Here is an 18,033-nt window from a genome sequence, read left to right as displayed (position 1 = left end):
GTCGCCCAGGAACTCAACGGCCGCCCACGCAAGACGCTCGGCTGGAGTACTCCAGCCGAGCGTCTACGTGATCTACTCACCACCTGAAAACCAGGCGGTGTTGCAACGACCACTGGAACCCAAGGTGTCGGGGGTCCGCCGTCGTCGCTCACGCGAGCTGGGATCAGTGAAAGACTTAGACGTCGCTCGTCCGGATCTGAGCCCCATGCTCGTTCCGCTCGTATGTACGCCGCGTGTTCTTTTCGATCTTCCGGGCGACCTCGGCGTCCAGGTCCACACCGTTCATCTCGGCCAGGGCCGTCAAGTAGAGGAAGACGTCGGCCAGTTCTTCCCCGAGATCGGGCAGTCCCTTGCGCCAGGCGGTGAAGGCTTCTCCGACCTCGGCGGTAAGAAGGCCGAACTCCAAGGCCACGTCAGTGGTGTTGAACCCCTTTAGGGTCTTGTTTTCCCAGGCAAGCTTCTGGGCGGACCCGATCTCCAAGACTCCTCCAGCGGCGGTACAGCAGGTGCCTTCGAAGCCTAGCGGGAGCAGCGTGTCGGTGTGCTGGCTTCGGTAGGCCGTCACCCTGCCGAAGGGAGTTCGAGGGCCGTGGTGTCGATGGTGAGCACGCGGGTGTAGTCGGCGAGGGTGGAGAAGACCCTGTCGTACCCTGTCACCAGCGCGGACACCTCCTCCAGGCTGATCGCCTCGCCATCGCGCAGGAGGAGTCGCTGGCGGATGACGGCTGGCGGTGCGGTCAGGTGGACGAGCACGCCGGAACGCTCGATGACGCTCTCGGCCAGGTCGATCGCCTGGCTCCAGTTGATCCGGGACCGGCCCCGGTGAAGGGGGCCGTAGACGAGTTCGCTGATGAAGCACCGGTCGAAGAGGATCCGTCCGGGGCCGGCGAGGATGTCCCTGTAGCGGGTGGCCAGGTCGAGATGGTCGGGCGTCTTCGGGGAGTGCACTACGACGAAGCCGTGGTCCGTCGATAAGCGTTCTCCGAGCGTGCTCTTACCGACTCCGTCGCAGCCTTCCAGGACCAAGGTCCGGTACTCGCCGGCGATCTCGTCGAGGTTCATGCGGCCAGCCAGGACAGGACGGCGTCGCCGTTGTCGAGGTGAGCGTCGGCGGCGTACTGGATCATGAGGTTCCGCCAGTTTGGCTCCCGGCCACGGGCGTGCGTGAACGTCGGGCGCGGTTGGAAGGCCGCGATCCGTACGCCGCTGGCCGCAGCAGCACCTATGAGCAGGGCTGCTCCGGGCGGCGTTTCAGCGCCGGAGACGTCGGCCAGTAGCCGAGCAGCCGAGCACACCGCGGTCAGGTCCGCCAGGGCCCCTGCTACTGGGTCCGACGCTGTGAAGCGCTGGGGCACCACCACCGTGTGGCCAGCGTCGACACATGCTTTGGCCAAATGATCTCGACCCCATGCCGTGTACGGCGATGCTTCGACGTAGACGGGTGCGCCGATCACGGGAGGTGCACCCACGAGACGGGGACCACGATCCGGGAGGTCGAGCAGCGCGTCGACGGCTGCGTCGAGTGCCGTGTGTGTCTGGGTCACGTTGCGCGTCTGGAAGCCCGGGAAGCGGGACTGGGGCGGAGTCGACGGCAGGGTTGGCGGTCCGAGCTTGGTGACGCGCACGATGCGTGTGGCCACGGCCTGGAGGAGAGGGTCGGGGAATTCGAGGCGAGGGCCGGCCTCGGTCAGCGAGTAGGTCTGGAAGTCGGTCGTGACCACGATGACCGGGACGCCCGAAGCAGCGGCGTATCCGATCTCCATACAGACCCCGTCGTCAAGGCTCGGGCCGTGCAGGATGGCGACCATGGCGTCGAGGCGGCCCAGGCGTTCGCGGTCCAGCTCGAACAGGCGGCGCCCCTTGACCTCGGCGACCAGGTCCTCCTCGTCGGTGTCGCAGAACGGCAGGAAGACGCGATCCGGACCGACTTTCGCGGCGAGTCGATCGGCGAGGTCGGCGGCGAGAGCGCGGTCGTGCGCGGCAAAGAGCCGGTGGGCTACGTAGACGGACACCGGGAGAGGCCCCCAAGTCGTTAGGTCAGCCGCGACGGGGCGCGGGGATCGGAAGGTGCGGGGCCGCGACGTACCTGGCTGCGGCTGCTGTCGCCTTTGCCAGAGCCTGGGCGGCTGTCGCACCCTGCGAACGATGGGCCAGAAAGGTCCCGGCCAAGGTGTCTCCGGCGCCGGAGACCTCGCGCGGGGGATGCGGCGGCGGAACGGCGGAGGCGATCTGACGCCCGAAGCGGTGAACCACTGCGGTCCGGGGGCCATCGGTGATGACCACCTCCGGGAGCGCACCGGAGTCGATCACTTGCTTCAGAAGCCGGTGCTCGGCGGCGTTGACGAACAGCGTGGTCGCCTTCGGCAGCCAGAGGGCGGCAGCGCGGATCATGTCCTCCGCGCTCGGCAGGAAGAAGTCCACGCTGAAGTCGCTCCCGTTCGCGGCGAGTCGGTCGAGCACTGCCGCCACGTCCAGCGGCCGGCGGCAGCAGACGTGGTAGGTGCCGCCCGGGTGCTGGTCCACGTGCCTGAGTGCATGCTCGGTCAGGCCCTCGGCCACGCCATAGTCCGTGCGTACTTCCACCAGCGCGCCTTGCAGGTCGTACTGCAAGTCGAAGGTGGTGGACACGCCGTCGACCTGGATCCGGGCCGTCCAGTCGAGCGTGTCCAGACCCGGCGACTCCGGAAGATGTGCGAGATCGCCTCCGAGAACGCAGACCGGGGCCGCCCGGCGGCCGGCCCTTGCCGCCGCCAGGGACACGAACAGGGCCGCACCGCCGAGCCGGGATCCACCACGCTGATCGGGATAACGGGTCCGGTCCCGGCTGATGTTGCCGATCACGTCAAGCCGTTCCACTGTGTCCTCCAGAAGGTCAAGCACGGCGGGCACAATGTGCGCAGTCGACGACCTTCGAGCAGACCGGTCGCCGACGGCAGAGCTGCGGAGCGGAACCGTTCAGGTACAGGCGCTTGAAGTAGATCAAGACGAGGTGTGCGAACCAGGTTGGCTCCGCCCCCTCGGGGATGGTCACCTGGTACTCGTTGTCGGTGACCAGCGAGCGGAACTCGGCTGAGCGGGCGTGCACGGTCGCTTCAAGAACGTGCCGCATACGTTCGTGTGCCACGGCTCCCGTCGGAAGGACGAGGCCCAACGCGGGTGCGAGCTTGGTGACCATGCCGGAGTCCACTGGGATGATGCCGCAGTGATACCCGCGGGCGGTGAGCAGTGCGCACTGGGCGACCTTGTAGGACGCGCCTCGCACCCGCGTGGCGAAGTCCAGGATCAAGGCATCGCAGTCGACTGCATCCCCAGTCGGGTCGGTCCCCTCCTTCTCCCAGCCACGGAGAAGCTCCGATAGGGAGCGGAGGTAGTCGATCCGGGTCTGCGGCAGGCCGATGGGACGTACAAGCGGTGCAAGCTCGGCGTCGGAGGCGGCAACGAGGTTATCGAAGCCACGAGCGTTCGCCGAGGCGATCACTCGGGCGTACGTCTCCACCATTCGATAGGAGACCCGGGTGGACCAGCCAGCGGCGAGCATCCGTACCCGTGGATCGCTGATCGACGTCGGCCACCAGCGGTTCTCGTTGTGATTGGCCTCCACCTCGGCCTGCACATCCGGGAGGCCGGCGGCGCGGGCCACCAGCCGGTGGACGCGCCGGATCTCAAGCGGCTTCGCCTTCGCTCTCTCGATCGTCATGAGCAGACTCCAGCACGGGCTCGGGTGGCCAGGAGTGCCATGGCGAGGTTGGACGAGAGAACCGGCTTGCCGAACCGGTGCTCCAGTTCAGGGATCACCGGCAGGGTGTGCCATCCGGTGCACGAGAAGACCACTGCTTCGGCAGCCCCGATCGCTTCCTGCGGTAGCTGCCCCACCAGGGACAGGATCTGATCCGGGGTGATCGCGGGATAGCCGTCGGACAGGCCCAGGCTGGCATGAGCCAAGACCTCCACGCCGGCCTCGGCGAACGCCGCCGATTCCGCTTCGGTCACCAGGGCGGGGTAGGGCGTAACCAGTACCACGCGTGCCACGGCCGCCTGGTCGAGAGCCCGCAGAAGGGCGTCGAAGGCGGTGAACACGCCGCCCGGTAGCGGCGGACCGTCGGTGAAGCCCGCTGATGTGCACGCCAGCATCACTGCGTCGAGAGGAATGTGGGACAGCGAGTCCAGCGCCTGCGCTGACGCTTCACGCAGTCCGAGCCAGAATGAGGCGTCGATCGCCGTCGTCCTGGACGCGGGTACGAGACGAGCATGGTGGAAGACGGTGTGGCGCAGGCCGAGGCGGGTCAATTCGGTCTCCACGGCGACGTTGGCCCAGGGCAGCAGCAGCCCTGCACGGATGGTGCGGTCCGCCGCCGCATCCAGAGCTGCCAACGTCGCGAGCGTCCCGTCACGAAGCGGATGCAACACGTTCTCCGTAGATCATGCGAGGTGCATGGCCGGTCACCTTCAGGTCGCCAGTAGTGCCGAGCGGCACCGCCGCATCGCGCTCGACGATCTGGATCGAGTACGAGCCCAGCCGTCGCCACCAGGTGCCGCCCTGGCCGATGAAGTAGCTGTGAAGTCCGGGCACGTGCAAACCAGTTGGGTAGACCCGCTCCTTCATCGGCTGATCCCAGGTGAAGTCGATGTCCGCCTTCCAGGAGGGGAAGTGCTCCGCCGAGGGCAGCGGCTCCAGCTCGCCGAGCGCGGCCAGCGGTGTACCGGGGAAGGCCCGTGCCAGGCGGACGTTCGTCCGATGGCACAGAAGGCCGGCATCGAGAATCTCCGCCAGGCCCCGGAGATTTGCCACGTGGGTACCGTGGGTCTCGCCGGGCAGACCGTAGATCAGGTTCAGGCCCGGGAGCAGCATCGGCAGACCACCGGGACCACGGGCGGCGCCCGCCTCGTTCACGTGTTCGACGGCCCGCGTCAGGATCTCGGGCGTGCAGGTGAGGGTGTTCCTCGCGATGACTACCGGGTCGAAGCTTTCGATGCCCATCGGCGCGCAGTTGCCCTCGGTGCAGTAGTCCGCCACCAGCTTGGCGATGCGCAGGCCGACCGGCGCGGCCACAGCGAGGGGGTCCGCGTTGTCGATGTGGAGCACTTCCAGCTCGGGGCAGCGCTCCCGGATACCGCCAAGCAGGGCGCGGATCGCGTCCTCGTCCCGGTTGCGATAGGAGAAGAAGCAGGTCTGCTGCCCGAGTCGGAAGTTCCGGACGCCAGCGGCGTAGAGCTGGGCAGCCTCGGCGACGACATCGTCAACCTCGCGGAAGGCGACGAGAGGGGACTTCGCTGGCTCGTTGCAGAAGTCGCAGAATTTGCGCCGGGTACAGCCGCGGTACAGCTCCAGCTCGGCGATCGGCCGCCAGGGCGTCTGCTCGACGAGGCCGGTGAAGGAGTCGCGCTCGCGCTGCATCTGCCCGTAAGCGGCGGGGCGGTGGCTACCGAGCAGGAGGTCGCCGGACGTCACCGTGTGGGTGTGGACGGCGTCGAACAGCCCGGCGTACTCCGCAGGAGCGGCCAGGGCGTAAGTGGACAACGGCCCGAGGAGGTACCGACGGCCTCGTGCACAGGCGAGCGCACGGGCGATCTCCGCGAACGACCCGTTCACAGCGTGCAGATGGACGGAGGGAACGGCGTCTCCGGCGATGACGACCACGATCTCGGCATCCCGCAGAAGCTGAATGGCGGAGTCCCGGTTGACCGTGGTCGAGTACGTGAACGGATCGCTCTGGGGCGGTTCGACGGTGGGCCTTCCGCCAGTGAGACACCAGCGGACGTCGTCGATGGTCACATACCGGACGTCCGCCTCCGGCCTTGCCCGACGCAGTGCCGACCAGGCGTTCCGGACGTAGGTCGACAGGTACGGCGGTACGCCGAGACCGCTCGGCTCGACGGTGAAGCAGTCCAACACGACTACTGGCTGCATGGTGTTCTCCCTCCGGTGCTGAGGGCATCGGCGACGTTCCAGCAGCGTCCTCGCTGGGAGGGACGGTCGGCCCGCAGCCCTCCCAGTCTCAATGCTGTCACCGAATCCGAGGAGGGGGCAGCGGGGTTGTTCGGTTGTACGGAGGTTGTTCTTTCATGCCCCTGTGTCGAAAGGCTGGGACAGAGCGTGATCGACAAGGCATCATCTACGCATGGGAAGTGCAAGGGGGACCGGCGAGACCAACGCCGCGCTCGCGGCTGTGATCTCGGAGTCCGGTCGTTCGCATGCCGCCCTTGCCCGCAAGGTCAACGAACTGGCCGCGCTGCAGGGCGTGGTCACGCGATACGACAAGGCGTCCGTGACCCGGTGGCTGCAAGGTATGACGCCTCGTGATCGCGCCCCGGAATTCATCGCCGCTGCCCTGGCCGACTTCTTAGGACGCCCCATCGCGCCTGTCGACCTCGGGTTCCCAGAGCAGGGCCAGCGGCCGGTCGTTGCACGGGCCTTGACGTACCGTGAAGACGTGGGTGAAACACTGCACACGCTCGCGGAGCTAGGCTCCACCGACATTTCGCGGCGCAGCCTGCTCGGGGCCGTGCCGTTCGTCGCGACGGCTCTCATGGATCCCCAGCGGCAGTGGCTCCTCTGGCTCCTTGAGGACGATCAGGCCCCACGCCTAGCCGCTGTCGCCGACGGAGGCCCCGTCGAGCAGGTCCAGTCGATGATCGAAATGTTCGACGAGATGGACAACCGCTTCGGTGGTGGCGGAGTCCGAGCGAGCATCGTGCACTACCTGAGCACCCAGCTCGCACCCATGCTGCAACAGCGCAACATGCCCAGCCACCAGCGCCGACTCCTGTACACGTCGGCCGCGAAGATGGCGGCGACCGCTGGCTGGTGCTCGTACGATACCGCCGACTACGGACTCGCCGAGCGCTACATGATCCAGGCACTCAGACTGTGCGCCGAAGGCGGCGACCGGGTGCTCGGCGGACAGATCCTGGCAGGCATGTCCCACCTCGCCACCAGCCTCGGCAACCCCGCTGAAGGCGTCTCGCTCGCCCGAGCGGGCATCGCGACCGCCAAGTCGTCGGGCAGCCCGCTGGGCCTCATGCGGCTGCACGCCATGGCCGCCCGCGGTTATGCCGCTCTCGGCGACACGCGCCAGGCCACGGCTTCGCTCCACGCGGCTGGCAGGGGACTGGACACCAGCCGGGGGCCGGCCGAGGAATCGCCGTGGGTCCGCTTTCTGGACCACCACTATCTGGAAGCCGAGGCCGCCCTGGTCCACCGTGACCTCGGCGAGGCAGCCCAGGCCGAGCGCCTCGCGAGCGCGTCGGTGGAGGCAAACAGCGACCGGCGCCGCCGCCAGGCGATCAGCCGCTCGGTACTCGCCACGGCGTTCCTCCAGCAGGACAGGCTGGACGAGGCAGTCGGCACCGCCAGCAACGCCCTGGATCTACTCAGCGGCGTCCACAGCGAGCGATCAGTCCAGGCACTGCGCGACTTCCGCACGCGACTTGCTCCTCACCGAGGCGAGCCGATCGTGCGCGAATTCGAACTCCGGGCTAGGCCCATACTCGGCACTGCGGCCTGACCCGCTCAGTCAGTACCCCTCCGGCGTCGGCGCGTTCTGCCCCTTGTCGACAGGGAGATTGACTCCTGTCACCGCCCGGGATTCGTCCGAAAGCAAGAACGCGATCACGTCCGCCACTTCCTCCGGACGCACCAGGTCGCCCCCGGGAAACTCGGCACGGAAGCGGTCGAAGGCCGATGGGTTCTCTTGGCGCATCCGATCCCATCGCTTGCCCGGGATGAGCATCGACCCGGGCGAGACCGCGTTCACGCGGATGCCGTCCGTGGCCAGCTCCCTCGCCAACGACGACACCATGTGGATCTGGGCCGCCTTCGCCGCGCCGTACTGAGCCTGTGGACCCGGCTTCCAACCCGAGACCGAGGCCACCACGACGATCGGGCCGCCACCAGTAGTCCGCAGGTGCGGGGCACTTGTGGCGACCAGCCGCGCGACATGGCCGACGTTCATCTCCCACGTGGCCGACCAGTCTTGAGCCGTTGCCTCGGCGATACCCCGACCACGTGCGCCACCGGCGCAAGCGACGACACCGTCCAGGCCGCCCAGCGCTGACGCGGCATCGTCCACAAACCGTTCCAGCAGTTCCGGCGCAGCGACGTCCAGAGGCCGTGCGAACAGTGCGTCGGGCGAATCGAGTGAACTACGAAGCGCCTCCAGTGGCTCGGGCTTCCGCGCACACGTCGCCACTCGTGCTCCTTCCGACAGCAGTAGGCGCACGACGTGCTCGCCCAGCCCCCTGGAACCCCCCGTCACCAAAATTCGCCGGCCCTCGAAACGTCCCGTCGCCGCTTGCTTCTCCTGGTCACGTTCTGTGCTCGTCATCCGTACAACCCCTCAACAACCGTGCCGACCCGTGTGGCCGGAGACATCCTCCGTGCTCCCTTCTTACCGGGGAGCCGGAGCGGTTCTCTTATGGACGTACCCGGCCCGGGGACAACCGTGCAGTCGGCCATCCGCCGGCATCGGTCCCGTGGATCCGGAGACGGCGCGCGCCCGGGATGCCGTCTGCCGCTACTCAAACGCCGAGCCCGGGTTCGGCGGCCCCATCACGAAACGAGCGAGAGCCAGCGAACGCACCCCGCGCTCCTCTCCCCACTCGGGAGGCACACCATGTCCCAGGCACCACACCCGCGTAACAGCCTCATGTTGGCCGACATCCCCAACGCCGTCGGCTTGGCGCGGTTGCACACCGCAGACGTTCTGTCCCGCTGGGGCGTGCACGCCGACATTGTCGAGACCGTGCAGCTTCTGGTGTCGGAGCTGGCCACGAACGCCGTCCGGCACCCCAAGGAGGGTGAGGAGGGCACCTCCCCGTTCTCGATACGGAACACGGCGCAGACCTTCGAGCTCACGCTGGAGATCTTCGGCGACGCCGTGAAGGTATCGGTGTGGGATCGCGACACGAGGCCGCCGGTGTTGAAACAGGTCGGCGTGGAGGCGACGGGGGGCCGAGGCATCTTCATCGTTGCAGTGATGAGCAGGCGCTGGGGTCACTACCCGGCGCACGGTACGCCCGGCAAGGTGGTGTGGGCCGAGGTCGGTCTCAACCCCGCCAACCGGGTTGGTGAAGACGAGAGGTCGACGCGCTCGCCGGACCGGCCTCCGATAGCCGGCCCCGGGAAGCTGCGGGCGCCACGAGTCGATCCGAACATGATTGGCCGCGTGCTCGTAGGAGTCGGGCGCATCTGAGCCGTGGACGAGACAGCAGAAGTCAGCCCGCCGCCCAAGCTTGGCAGGGAGCTTTCCTCCTGGGAACAGCGTCTCTTCGCCGGAGTGCGGATGGTGAGTGCCGACGAGCAGGCGGAGATAGCCGCGACGCCCCGCCACCGCCAGGACGGTTCCACTGGAGCAGCGTCGCCTCATGAGTCCCACTGGTACGGCCAGCGGCTGAGTGGAGGGGCCAGCGCTCGGCGCGACGAGCAGTAGTCGTCCGCCAAGACCGCGTAGAGAGCGGACAGCTCTTCCTGGTGAGCCGTCCCCGGCTGGCCGCGGTACTGGAGATGGCAGTCGCATCACCTGATCCGATCCCGAGAAATGGAGGCACCCCCATGTCGCCGCACGGCCAAATCCCCGCAGTGTCAGCCGCGCTGGCACACGCGGCTCCCCGCGAGGCGGTGCCGGAAACGCCGGCGTCCAGCGACTGGATGGACGCCGACAACGCACAGATCCGGAGGTGGCACCACGGGGCTCCGTTGGTGCGTCCGTCCCGCAGCGGGCAGCTCCGGCGGCTCCGACAGCAGTTTCGTCGGGAGGCGCACGCTCGTCGAGCCGGCGACCGTCAACTCCGAGTGCTGGCCTACAGCTTGGTTCTGGGCACGGGGGGCAGCCCAGACGAGGACTGGAACACCCTCCAGGCCGAGGCCGAGGAGCACGACTACGCGATAGGAGCCAGGCTGCACGACGTGGCTGTCCCCGCCGCGTCCTACTTCCCCGGCGCGCGTGCCAGCCGTGGCGTCTACACGCCCCCCTGGAAGCGACCCGGTTGGGGAGAAGTCGAGCGACTGATTCGGGGCGGATTCGCGAACGGCGTGGTCGTCCTCGATCGGCACAACATCAGCTCTGACGATGACGAATACCACGCCGTGATCAAGCACCTGGGCGAGCGATACCAGGCGTTCGTACACCTCGTGATCCCCGAGGAGCCGGCCGTACCGACTTGAAGGCGTCCGCTGCGCTGGATGGACGCGAAGGGCTGGGGCTGGAGACAGATCAGCGCACAGGTCCTCCTGGTCCTCACCATGTTCGCCGCGTTCGCCATCGCCTACCACTCCACCTGATCGGGGGGACCCCATGACGTTCGAAGGACACGCAGACCGGGCACCGAGTCCCCTGCCACATCGCGAGCAGGGCGAGGCCCTGTTCGCCATCAAGGCGGCGAGTCCGGAACTGCCCAGCGAGGCCGGCATCGATCTCTTCGCCGTGCCCGCTGGCGAGGTTCGGGGGAGCGGCTTCGACCTCTCCCGCTTCCACCGCCTCTCTCGCATGCCCGCTGCCGGGAAAACGGCGCCTCCGGTGATTTCGCCTGACGGCCCGCAGGACGCGGCATGACCGGTCACGGCACTCCCACCCGCGAGCAAGTGAGGTAGCAGATGAACCGTTCCGTTCTCGCTCTGATTGCCACCGTTGCCGTCGCGGCCGCGGTGCACACCACCCAGCGGCACCTGCAGCACCGACAGCTCTTGGAGCTGGAGATGCACAAGGCTCACGGCCGCATGCTCGAAGTCGCCACGACCCATCCGGACTTGGACCCGATCTGGGTGCGGAACCACCCCGATCACGTCAAGGAAGACGAGTCCGGTCCTCTGCTGATGCGCCAGTGGTGGCTCCAGTTCTGGCGGACGGGAATCAACCTCGGGGTCCACACGCCTGCGGTGTTGCGGCAGGTCGCAAAGGGGTTCATGAAAGATCCCACGGGCCTCAAGGCGTGGGCCCTGACCCGCCATGGACGTGGATCGCAGGCCAGGAATCGACACGACCGCGCGTACGTGGCGCTGCTCAATGCGGCGTTCGAGGAGGCCGGCGGCCCCAGCCAGTACCCCGAGTGCGAACTCGAACCGATCTCGGCCCTCTGAGCCGCGCCGCCCCGCTGCCAATAGCCATCCTGACGAGGAGGACGACCATGACCGTTCCCGCCCCGATAACTCCACCGGCTCCGGCCGCATCCGAAAGCGAAGTCGGCGAGCGTTTGCACACCGACCGTGCGCAGCGTGCCCTTCTCCTCGACCTTGACGGCGTCCTGCTCGACACCCGACCGGTGATGCAGAAAGCATGGCGGAAGGTCCAGGAGGCCCACGGCGTCACCCTTCCGTTCACCGACTACGAGCGTCACCTGGGACGCGAGTTCAGCGACATCATGCAGCGGCTGGGCATCACCGACATCGACGCAGTCCGCCGGACGTACGAGACGGAATCCGTCGCCGCCGCACACCTGGCGCACGAATTCACTGGCGTCGTCGAAGTGCTCCATGCCTTTGTGGCCGCCGACTGGCGGTTGGGCGTCGTGACGTCGAAACACGTCGACCGCGCCGCCCCGCTCCTCGCCCACCTCGGCTGCCCCTTCACCACCGTCCGCACCCCCGCTGGAGCGGGCCGGGCGAAGCCGGCCCCCGACCCGATCCTCCTCGCCCTGGTCGACCTCGGAGTCGACCCCGCCGCAGCCGTGTACGTGGGGGACATGGCCGTCGACCAGGAAGCGGCGGCCCGCGCCGGCGTCGCCTACGTCCATGCGGGGTGGGGATACGGACAGCCCACCTCGCCCGCACCCGAGATCGTCGTCGCTCCCCAGGGACTGCTGCAACTCCTGCGTTCCGGCACGCCGTTCGTCGAGGGGAGCCTGGTGTGAGCACCCGCGCGACCGGCGGCTTGAGCTTGGTCCGGTCCGACTTCGCTGGCCAGCCCCGGTGGGCTCTCGTCGGCAGCGACGCCCTGGATAACGTCACGACGGACCACATCCGGACCGGGGAGCTGGAGGCCATGCCCGTCGACCGGCAGGAGCTGCGCGGTCTCGTCGACAACGTCATGGACGCCCTGGAGCACTACGGCGCCTCGCTCGCCTCCACACCGGGCGGCGCAGGCTGGCTCCACGTCCAGCACGTTCCCGTGCGGCGCTTCGTGACCGAGGTCCTGCGCAAGCTGCTGGCCCTGGACGCCTGGGAGCCGTTCGCATCGACTCCGGCACCTCTGGCTCTCGCCCCGTACGAGGGGCGCGTCGGCCTGCGTTCGAGCAGCTCGCGGGAGTACCTCGCGTACACCGTCACCTGGTCCGGCATCGCCTACCTGCTCGGAGCAGCGGCTCCGCACAACCCGACCCGCTCCGCCCAGTTACGCAACCGGGCCCGTGTCAGCACGGCGAACACGGACCCGAGCCCGCTCCCCGCGGACCTGCAGCAACAAGACGTCGTGGCGCTGTCCTGGACCTCCCGCCACGTCGACACCCTGATGCCGGTGCTCACCGAGCTGGAGCGCGACGGACGGACGAGCCTCGTGCTCGACCTCGCCACCGACCCGACGGAGCGGTGCCCCGCGCCGACGGCCACGGGTATCGACCTGCGTGCGGCGCCTGGTGACCTCTTCACTCTCTCCGGCACCACGGAGGGCCTCCATCCGTGCGACGACGGACACGTCGTCCGCGTCAAGGGCCACGACCTCCAACTCGCCCGACTCGTACTGCTCTTGTCCGTACTCCTCGAAACCAGCGGCGGGTGCACCCAGCCGTCATGGCGGACCATCCTGCGAGCAGAGAGCTGGCTCGACGGCGTCCTGGCCGCGACCCGGCCGCACACCGTCCTGTTGAGCAACGACACCAGCCCGCTGGGTGCACTGGCCGTGCACGCGGCCGAGCGGCACGGCGCGAGCACGGTCCACGTCCAGCACGGAGCGTGGACGGCAGAATCAGTCGCCTGGCCGGCCCTGCACAGCCGCGACATCGTCGTCATGGGCGAACGAGACGCTCCCCTCGCCCGATCGTGGGTGCGCAACCCTGACGCGGCAGTCCACGTACTGGGACAGCCCCGCTTCGATGCGCTGGCCAGCCTCGGTCGTGACGCACAGCGGCGGTACCTGGAGAAGGTACTCGCTCCGGGCAACCGCCGCGCCCCGGCCCGGATCGCGGTGTGGGCTTGCCAGCCGTTCAGCCCCGGACACCTCAAGGCCCAGGCGGACCTTCTCCTGGACGGCCTGAGCAAGGCGGATGGCGACTGGGGACTGATCATCGCTCCGCATCCGGCCCAGGGCGCCGATGCCTTCGTCACCATGCTGAAGCGCGACGGCGGTCCGCTCGTGGCCGTGACCGACCCTCGGGTCGGCGCCCGGGGCTGCCTCGCCGGGGCCGACATGCTGGCGAGCGCGTACTCGACGTGCGGAATCGAGGCCGCACTGCTCAACGTCCCGGTCCTCGAAATCGGCACCCCGGGCGAACGCACGCTGGACCTGGTCGGCCACGGCCTCGCGACCCGCTGCCACAACGCCGGTGACGTCGCCGAAGCGCTCTCCGCCCTGCGTGAACCGGGCACGCCCGTCCCGAAGACGGCCCTGGACGCGGTGTGCCGGTGGCGCGGCGACAGCGCGGCCCAGGTCGCCCGCCTCATAACTCAGCGCGCCGAAACCGGTGCCAGATCATCCGACCACATCCACCACGATGCCCCCAGTGCGACCTCTGCGTCGCCCCAGGGCGAAGGAGTTCCTGCCCGATGACACACCTCACCGCCGACAGCATGGCCGAGCTGTTCTCCGGCGCCATCACGCTGGCCAAGTCCGGCGAGAAGGTCAGCCCCCGGGGCATGGCCACCCGCGAAGTCCGCGACGTCCACCTGCTGCTCACCCAGCCGCGCGCCCGCCTGCTCTACGCGCCCCCGGCTCGGATCGTGAACCCGGCCTTCGCGGTCGCCGAGACCGTCTGGCACCTCTCCGGATCCGACGCGCCGTGGATCTTCGACTACAACGCTCGGCTGCGGCAGTACGCCGACGATGGCGTCCTGCTCGGCGCGTACGGGCCCAGGATGCGGAACTGGGGCGGCATGGTCGACCAGCTCGCCCGCGTCGTGGAGATCCTCAAGGAGGACCCCGACTCCCGGCGAGCCCTGATCCAGCTCTATGACCCGGGCCAGGACACCGCCGGGCATAAGGACGTCCCCTGCACCCTCGGCTTCCGCTTCCACCTGCGCGCCGGACGCATGCACATGGCGACCATGATGCGCGGCCAGGACGTGTGGATCGGCATGCCATACGACGTGTTCTTCTACACCGTGCTGCACGAGCTGGTCGCCGGGTGGCTCGACGCGAAGCTGGGCGAGTTCCACCTGCACGTGGGCTCGCTGCACGTCTACGAGAAGCACGTCGAGCGGGCCGAGGAGCTGACCGCGCTCGCCGCGAGCCCGGTCATGCCCGACCTGCGAACGCCGTGGAAGGGCTTCGACGGCCTGCTCGACCAGGTGGAGGCCCGCGACGTGACCGGCCACCCCGGCTGGGACACGATGGCCGAGACGCTGCGCAGCTACCGGCTGTGGAAGGACGGACAGCGCCAGCAGGCGTGGCGGGCGGCCGACGCGATCGACGGTCCCCTCGGCCAGGCCCTCACCGCCTGGTACGGCGAGCTGGAACGCCGCGCCTCCAAGCCTGCCGCGACCGCCGGGGCGAGGTGACGGCCGTCATGAAACGCACCCCTTCGGTCGTCCTCGGCCTGTGCTCGTACACCCACGACTCGTCGGCCGCCCTGCTGGTGGACGGCGAACTGATCGGCTTCGTCGAGGAGGAACGCCTCTCCGAGCAGAAGCACACCAAGCTGTACCCGGCCCGCGCCATCGCGTGGCTGCTCAGCCAGGCCAAGCTCACCGCCGCCGACGTGGACGCCGTCGCCTACAACTTCCAGCCCGCCCGCTACCTCGCCGAGTCGCCCGCCGCCCTGCGTCTGGCCCTCTCTCCTGCGACGCGCGACCGGGCCCTGGCCCGAGCCCACGGGTTCGCCAAGGTGGCCCTGCGCACCCAGTTCCGCCTGCGGGTGATCGGCCGGCAGTTCCCCGCCGCCCGCGTCGTGCCGGTCCTTCACCACCGCGCCCACCAGCTCACCGCCTTCGCCGCCTCGGGCTGGGACGAGGCCGCCGTGCTCGTGGTCGACAGCCTCGGCGAGCGGCAGACCACCACCATCGCCCACGGCCACACCCCGCACCGCCCGGTCACGCAGACCTTGGAAGCGATCAACGACCCGGCCTCGCTCGGATACGTGTACGGCGCCGTCACCGAGCACCTGGGCTGGCGCCGGGGCGACGAAGAAGGCACCGTGATGGCGCTGGCCGCCCTCGGTGACCCCGCCCGCTTCCGCCGCCTGTTCGCCCAGGCCGTCCGCACGACCGCGACCGGCTTCCACATCAACCCCGCCTACTTCCCCACACGCACCCTCACGTCGGGATACGACCGGATCTCCGGCCGCTTCGTCGCCGAGACCTGCCCTGAGCGGCACCCGAGCGAGGCGCTGGCCGAGGTCCACCAGGACCTTGCGGCGGCCCTCCAAGAGCGGACCGAGCAGGTCATGGTGCACCTGGCCCGCCGCGCCCGTGTGCTCACCGGCTCCCCGCGCCTGTGCGTGGGGGGCGGTGTCGCCACGAACTGTGTGAGCATCGGGCAGGTCATCGAGGCCGGCATCTTCGACGAGGTGTTCGTGCCGCCCGCGCCCGGTGACGCCGGTACCGCGATCGGCGCCGCCGTCGCCGTGCACGTCGACGTCCGCAGTCCGCGCCCGCTGGCCGGAGTCGCCCGCACCTGCTACCTCGGCCCGTCCTTTGAGGACCAGCCCCTCGACCTCGCCCCCTGGCCCGGCCTTGGCCAGAAGACCCTGGGCATCGAAACGGCAGAGTTCCTCGCCGACCAGCTCGCCCACGGCACGATCGTCGGCCTGTTCCAGGGGGCCGTCGAAGCCGGGCCGCGCGCCCTCGGCAACCGCTCGATCCTTGCCTCTCCGCTGGAACCCGGCGTCGTCGAGCGACTGAACGCCACCGTGAAGTTCCGCGAACCGTTCCGGCCCTTCGCCCCCATGGTTTTGGCAGAGCGCAGCGACGAGTTCTTCACCCTCGGCCAGCAGGCGCCGTACATGTCCATGGCCTCCGGCGTGACGGACAAGACGCGCGAGCAGGTGCCGGCCATCGTGCACGCCAACGGCACCTCCCGCCTGCAGACCGTCACCAGGACGCAGAACCCGTTCATGCACGCGGTCCTGACCGCCTTCGGTCGCCGCACCGGTGTGCCCGTGCTGATCAACACCTCCCTCAACGTCAAGGGCAAGCCGATCTGCGGAACCCCGGAGATGGCGTTGGACTGCCTGGCCAACTCCGGGCTCGACGCCCTGCTCCTCGAAGGGCGGTGGATCACCAAGTGAAGATCGGATACAGCTTCTGGGGCTTCCTCGGCAACGGCGTCACCGACACCCCGGACGGGGGCCGCAGCCACCGCCGCCCCTTCATCGACGCCCTCCTCGCCCGCGGTCACGACATCGTCTTCCTCCAGGCCGACCGCGACCGCCTTGAAGCGGGCGAGGACCTCGGCGGCACGTACACCTTCGACGACGGCCTCCCGGGCATCGACGTCCTGTTTCTGGAGTGGCGCTGGGCGATCACCGGCCGCAACACCACCATGTGCGGGAGCGAGGGGCACACCTGCGACCTGCACCGCCAGGCCCAGCTCATCAACCACTACACCGTGCGGCACCAGACGCCCACCGTGATCTGGGACAAGGACCGTACTCTGCGGGCCGAAAGCGTGTGGCGCCGCACAGCGCACACCCGCGTCTGCGAGGCCGCCCTCGCCCCGACCCACGGCGCGCACTCCCTGCTCTTCCCCGTCGCCGAGGACCTCCTCGCTCAGGCGAACCCCGTGGCCCTCGCGGCACAGCAGCGGGACCTGGCGCTCGGCTACGTGGGAAACCAGTACAACCGCGACGAGTCCTTCGATCGCTTCTTCGCGCCGGCCGCCGCCCGCGTCGAGCACCTGGTCGCAGGGAAGTGGACGAAGACCGACCGCTGGCCGCACGTCCGCTTCGCGGGCCGGATCCCGTTCGAGGCCGCCGCCGGCGTCTACGGCCGGTCGCTGGCCACGGTGCTCATGCTGCCCGAGCGGTACGCCGCCGTCGGGCAGATGACCCAGCGCATCTTCGAGGCCGTCCTCGCCGGGTGCCTGCCGCTGGCCCCTGCGGACATCCGCTTCGCCGACCGGTTCGTCCCCAAGGAGCTAGTCGTGCGCTCCGGCAGCGACGTGACCGATCGCCTCTCCTACCTCCACGAGATCGCCGGCACCCAGCAGCACGCCGACCTGATCGCCGCGTGCGTGGACCGCCTGCGCCTGTTCGGCCTGAGCAAGCAGGTCGACACCCTGGAATCCGTCCTGCACGGGCTCGTCCGGGCCACCGCGATCGAGCGGGGAGCTGCCTGATGCCGACCACTCGACAGGCCGTAGCGCCTGGATCATCCGATCGAGTCCGGGAGGATGGCCCCACCGGATCCCCGAACCTCTCTACGCTGGAGCACCATGAAGAAGGTCGCCATCGTCGGCTGCGGAGGCAGCGGCAAATCCCACGTGGCCCGCGAACTGGGCACGATCCTCGACGCCCCGGTCACGCACCTGGACGCCGCGTTCTACGACGACGAGTGGAACCCGCTGCCCATGGACAAGTTCACCGAGCTGCAGCGCGAGCTGGTCTCGCAGCCGCGCTGGGTGATCGACGGCAACTACAACTCGACACTGCAGGTGCGGCTCGACGCCTGCGACACGGTGGTCCTGATGGACGTGTCAACAGTGTCGGCGCTGTACGGGATCTTCTCCCGGCAGATCCGGCACGGGGCCGGGCACAAGGGCAACGGGGTGCACAACCGCATCCACTGGGGCGTGATCAAGTACGTCGCCACGTACCGGCGCAAGATGCGGCCCCGCGTGATGGCGAAGATCGAGGAGTTCGGCACGAAGGCCAACGTGGTGCTGCTGGCCAACCGGCGCCAGACGCGCCGCTGGCTGCAGAAGGTGGCCGCCGAGCAGTCCTGAACGACCCGCG

At 68.9% G+C, this 18,033-nt stretch carries 19 protein-coding genes; 11 read left to right on the top strand and 8 right to left on the bottom strand.

The window, feature by feature from the left end; all coding sequences use genetic code 11:
- Nucleotides 1-175 precede the first annotated feature (175 nt).
- The 7 genes from QMK30_RS30780 to QMK30_RS30750 are packed head-to-tail and all read right to left on the bottom strand — an operon-like array spanning nucleotide 176 to nucleotide 5,908.
- On the bottom strand, nucleotides 176-565 hold the full coding sequence (locus QMK30_RS30780; protein WP_283521612.1) for a MazG-like family protein: 390 nt from the start codon (nucleotides 563-565) through the stop codon (nucleotides 176-178).
- Complete coding sequence (locus tag QMK30_RS30775) at nucleotides 562-1,062, bottom strand: nucleoside/nucleotide kinase family protein (protein ID WP_283521611.1); 501 nt, start codon at nucleotides 1,060-1,062, stop codon at nucleotides 562-564. Before QMK30_RS30775 ends, QMK30_RS30780 begins: the two co-directional genes overlap by 4 nt.
- On the bottom strand, nucleotides 1,059-2,012 hold the full coding sequence (locus QMK30_RS30770; protein WP_283521610.1) for a nucleoside 2-deoxyribosyltransferase: 954 nt from the start codon (nucleotides 2,010-2,012) through the stop codon (nucleotides 1,059-1,061). Before QMK30_RS30770 ends, QMK30_RS30775 begins: the two co-directional genes overlap by 4 nt.
- A gap of 25 nt (nucleotides 2,013-2,037) precedes the next feature.
- Nucleotides 2,038-2,880: a PfkB family carbohydrate kinase gene (locus QMK30_RS30765; protein WP_283521609.1), complete on the bottom strand. Its 843-nt coding sequence runs from the start codon at nucleotides 2,878-2,880 to the stop codon at nucleotides 2,038-2,040.
- Nucleotides 2,873-3,697: a hypothetical protein gene (locus tag QMK30_RS30760; protein WP_283521608.1), complete on the bottom strand. Its 825-nt coding sequence runs from the start codon at nucleotides 3,695-3,697 to the stop codon at nucleotides 2,873-2,875. Before QMK30_RS30760 ends, QMK30_RS30765 begins: the two co-directional genes overlap by 8 nt.
- Nucleotides 3,694-4,371 carry an aspartate racemase/maleate isomerase family protein gene (locus QMK30_RS30755; protein ID WP_283521607.1) on the bottom strand — a complete coding sequence of 226 codons (678 nt, stop codon included), beginning with the start codon at nucleotides 4,369-4,371 and terminating at the stop codon, nucleotides 3,694-3,696. Before QMK30_RS30755 ends, QMK30_RS30760 begins: the two co-directional genes overlap by 4 nt.
- Nucleotides 4,372-4,387: 16 nt before the next feature.
- On the bottom strand, nucleotides 4,388-5,908 hold the full coding sequence (locus QMK30_RS30750; RefSeq protein ID WP_283521606.1) for a radical SAM protein: 1,521 nt from the start codon (nucleotides 5,906-5,908) through the stop codon (nucleotides 4,388-4,390).
- A gap of 211 nt (nucleotides 5,909-6,119) precedes the next feature.
- On the opposite strand from QMK30_RS30750, the gene QMK30_RS30745 reads away from it, so the two are divergent.
- A complete protein-coding gene (locus QMK30_RS30745) occupies nucleotides 6,120-7,505 on the top strand; it encodes an NsdA family TPR-like regulatory protein (protein WP_283521605.1) in 1,386 nt (461 codons plus the stop codon).
- 9 nt (nucleotides 7,506-7,514) lie between these two features.
- Here the strand turns inward: QMK30_RS30745 and QMK30_RS30740 are convergent, their stop codons facing one another.
- On the bottom strand, nucleotides 7,515-8,324 hold the full coding sequence (locus QMK30_RS30740) for an SDR family NAD(P)-dependent oxidoreductase (RefSeq protein WP_283521604.1): 810 nt from the start codon (nucleotides 8,322-8,324) through the stop codon (nucleotides 7,515-7,517).
- Nucleotides 8,325-8,612: 288 nt separating this feature from the next.
- Here QMK30_RS30740 and QMK30_RS30735 point away from each other — a divergent pair, with 288 nt between their 5' ends.
- From QMK30_RS30735 to QMK30_RS30690, 10 genes are all read left to right on the top strand, one after another.
- On the top strand, nucleotides 8,613-9,191 hold the full coding sequence (locus QMK30_RS30735; RefSeq protein ID WP_283521603.1) for an ATP-binding protein: 579 nt from the start codon (nucleotides 8,613-8,615) through the stop codon (nucleotides 9,189-9,191).
- Between the two features lie 599 nt (nucleotides 9,192-9,790).
- The gene (locus QMK30_RS30730; RefSeq protein WP_283521602.1) at nucleotides 9,791-10,162 is read left to right on the top strand and encodes a hypothetical protein; all 372 of its coding nucleotides are present in this window, start codon (nucleotides 9,791-9,793) and stop codon (nucleotides 10,160-10,162) included.
- Nucleotides 10,163-10,292: 130 nt separating this feature from the next.
- A complete protein-coding gene (locus QMK30_RS30725; RefSeq protein WP_283521601.1) occupies nucleotides 10,293-10,550 on the top strand; it encodes a hypothetical protein in 258 nt (85 codons plus the stop codon).
- 41 nt (nucleotides 10,551-10,591) lie between these two features.
- Complete coding sequence (locus QMK30_RS30720) at nucleotides 10,592-11,074, top strand: DUF6082 family protein (protein ID WP_283521600.1); 483 nt, start codon at nucleotides 10,592-10,594, stop codon at nucleotides 11,072-11,074.
- 47 nt (nucleotides 11,075-11,121) lie between these two features.
- Nucleotides 11,122-11,844, top strand: coding sequence for an HAD family hydrolase (locus QMK30_RS30715; protein WP_283521599.1), 723 nt, complete (start codon nucleotides 11,122-11,124; stop codon nucleotides 11,842-11,844).
- On the top strand, nucleotides 11,841-13,694 hold the full coding sequence (locus QMK30_RS30710; RefSeq protein ID WP_283521598.1) for a hypothetical protein: 1,854 nt from the start codon (nucleotides 11,841-11,843) through the stop codon (nucleotides 13,692-13,694). The genes QMK30_RS30715 and QMK30_RS30710 overlap by 4 nt, the downstream gene beginning before the upstream one ends.
- Entirely contained in the window at nucleotides 13,691-14,641 is a 951-nt protein-coding gene (locus QMK30_RS30705) for a thymidylate synthase (protein WP_283521597.1), read from the top strand. The genes QMK30_RS30710 and QMK30_RS30705 overlap by 4 nt, the downstream gene beginning before the upstream one ends.
- 8 nt (nucleotides 14,642-14,649) lie before the next feature.
- Nucleotides 14,650-16,368: a carbamoyltransferase family protein gene (locus QMK30_RS30700; protein WP_283521596.1), complete on the top strand. Its 1,719-nt coding sequence runs from the start codon at nucleotides 14,650-14,652 to the stop codon at nucleotides 16,366-16,368.
- Nucleotides 16,365-17,417: a glycosyltransferase family protein gene (locus QMK30_RS30695; protein WP_283521595.1), complete on the top strand. Its 1,053-nt coding sequence runs from the start codon at nucleotides 16,365-16,367 to the stop codon at nucleotides 17,415-17,417. The genes QMK30_RS30700 and QMK30_RS30695 overlap by 4 nt, the downstream gene beginning before the upstream one ends.
- Before the next feature lie 96 nt (nucleotides 17,418-17,513).
- Nucleotides 17,514-18,023, top strand: coding sequence for a P-loop NTPase family protein (locus QMK30_RS30690; RefSeq protein WP_283521594.1), 510 nt, complete (start codon nucleotides 17,514-17,516; stop codon nucleotides 18,021-18,023).
- The last annotated feature ends 10 nt before the right edge of the window (nucleotides 18,024-18,033 follow it).

Source organism: Streptomyces sp. H27-C3 (assembly GCF_030063415.1).
GTDB lineage: Bacteria > Actinomycetota > Actinomycetes > Streptomycetales > Streptomycetaceae > Streptomyces.
Note: the sequence above shows the minus strand (reverse complement) of the source record. Positions and strands in the feature narration are given on the sequence as shown.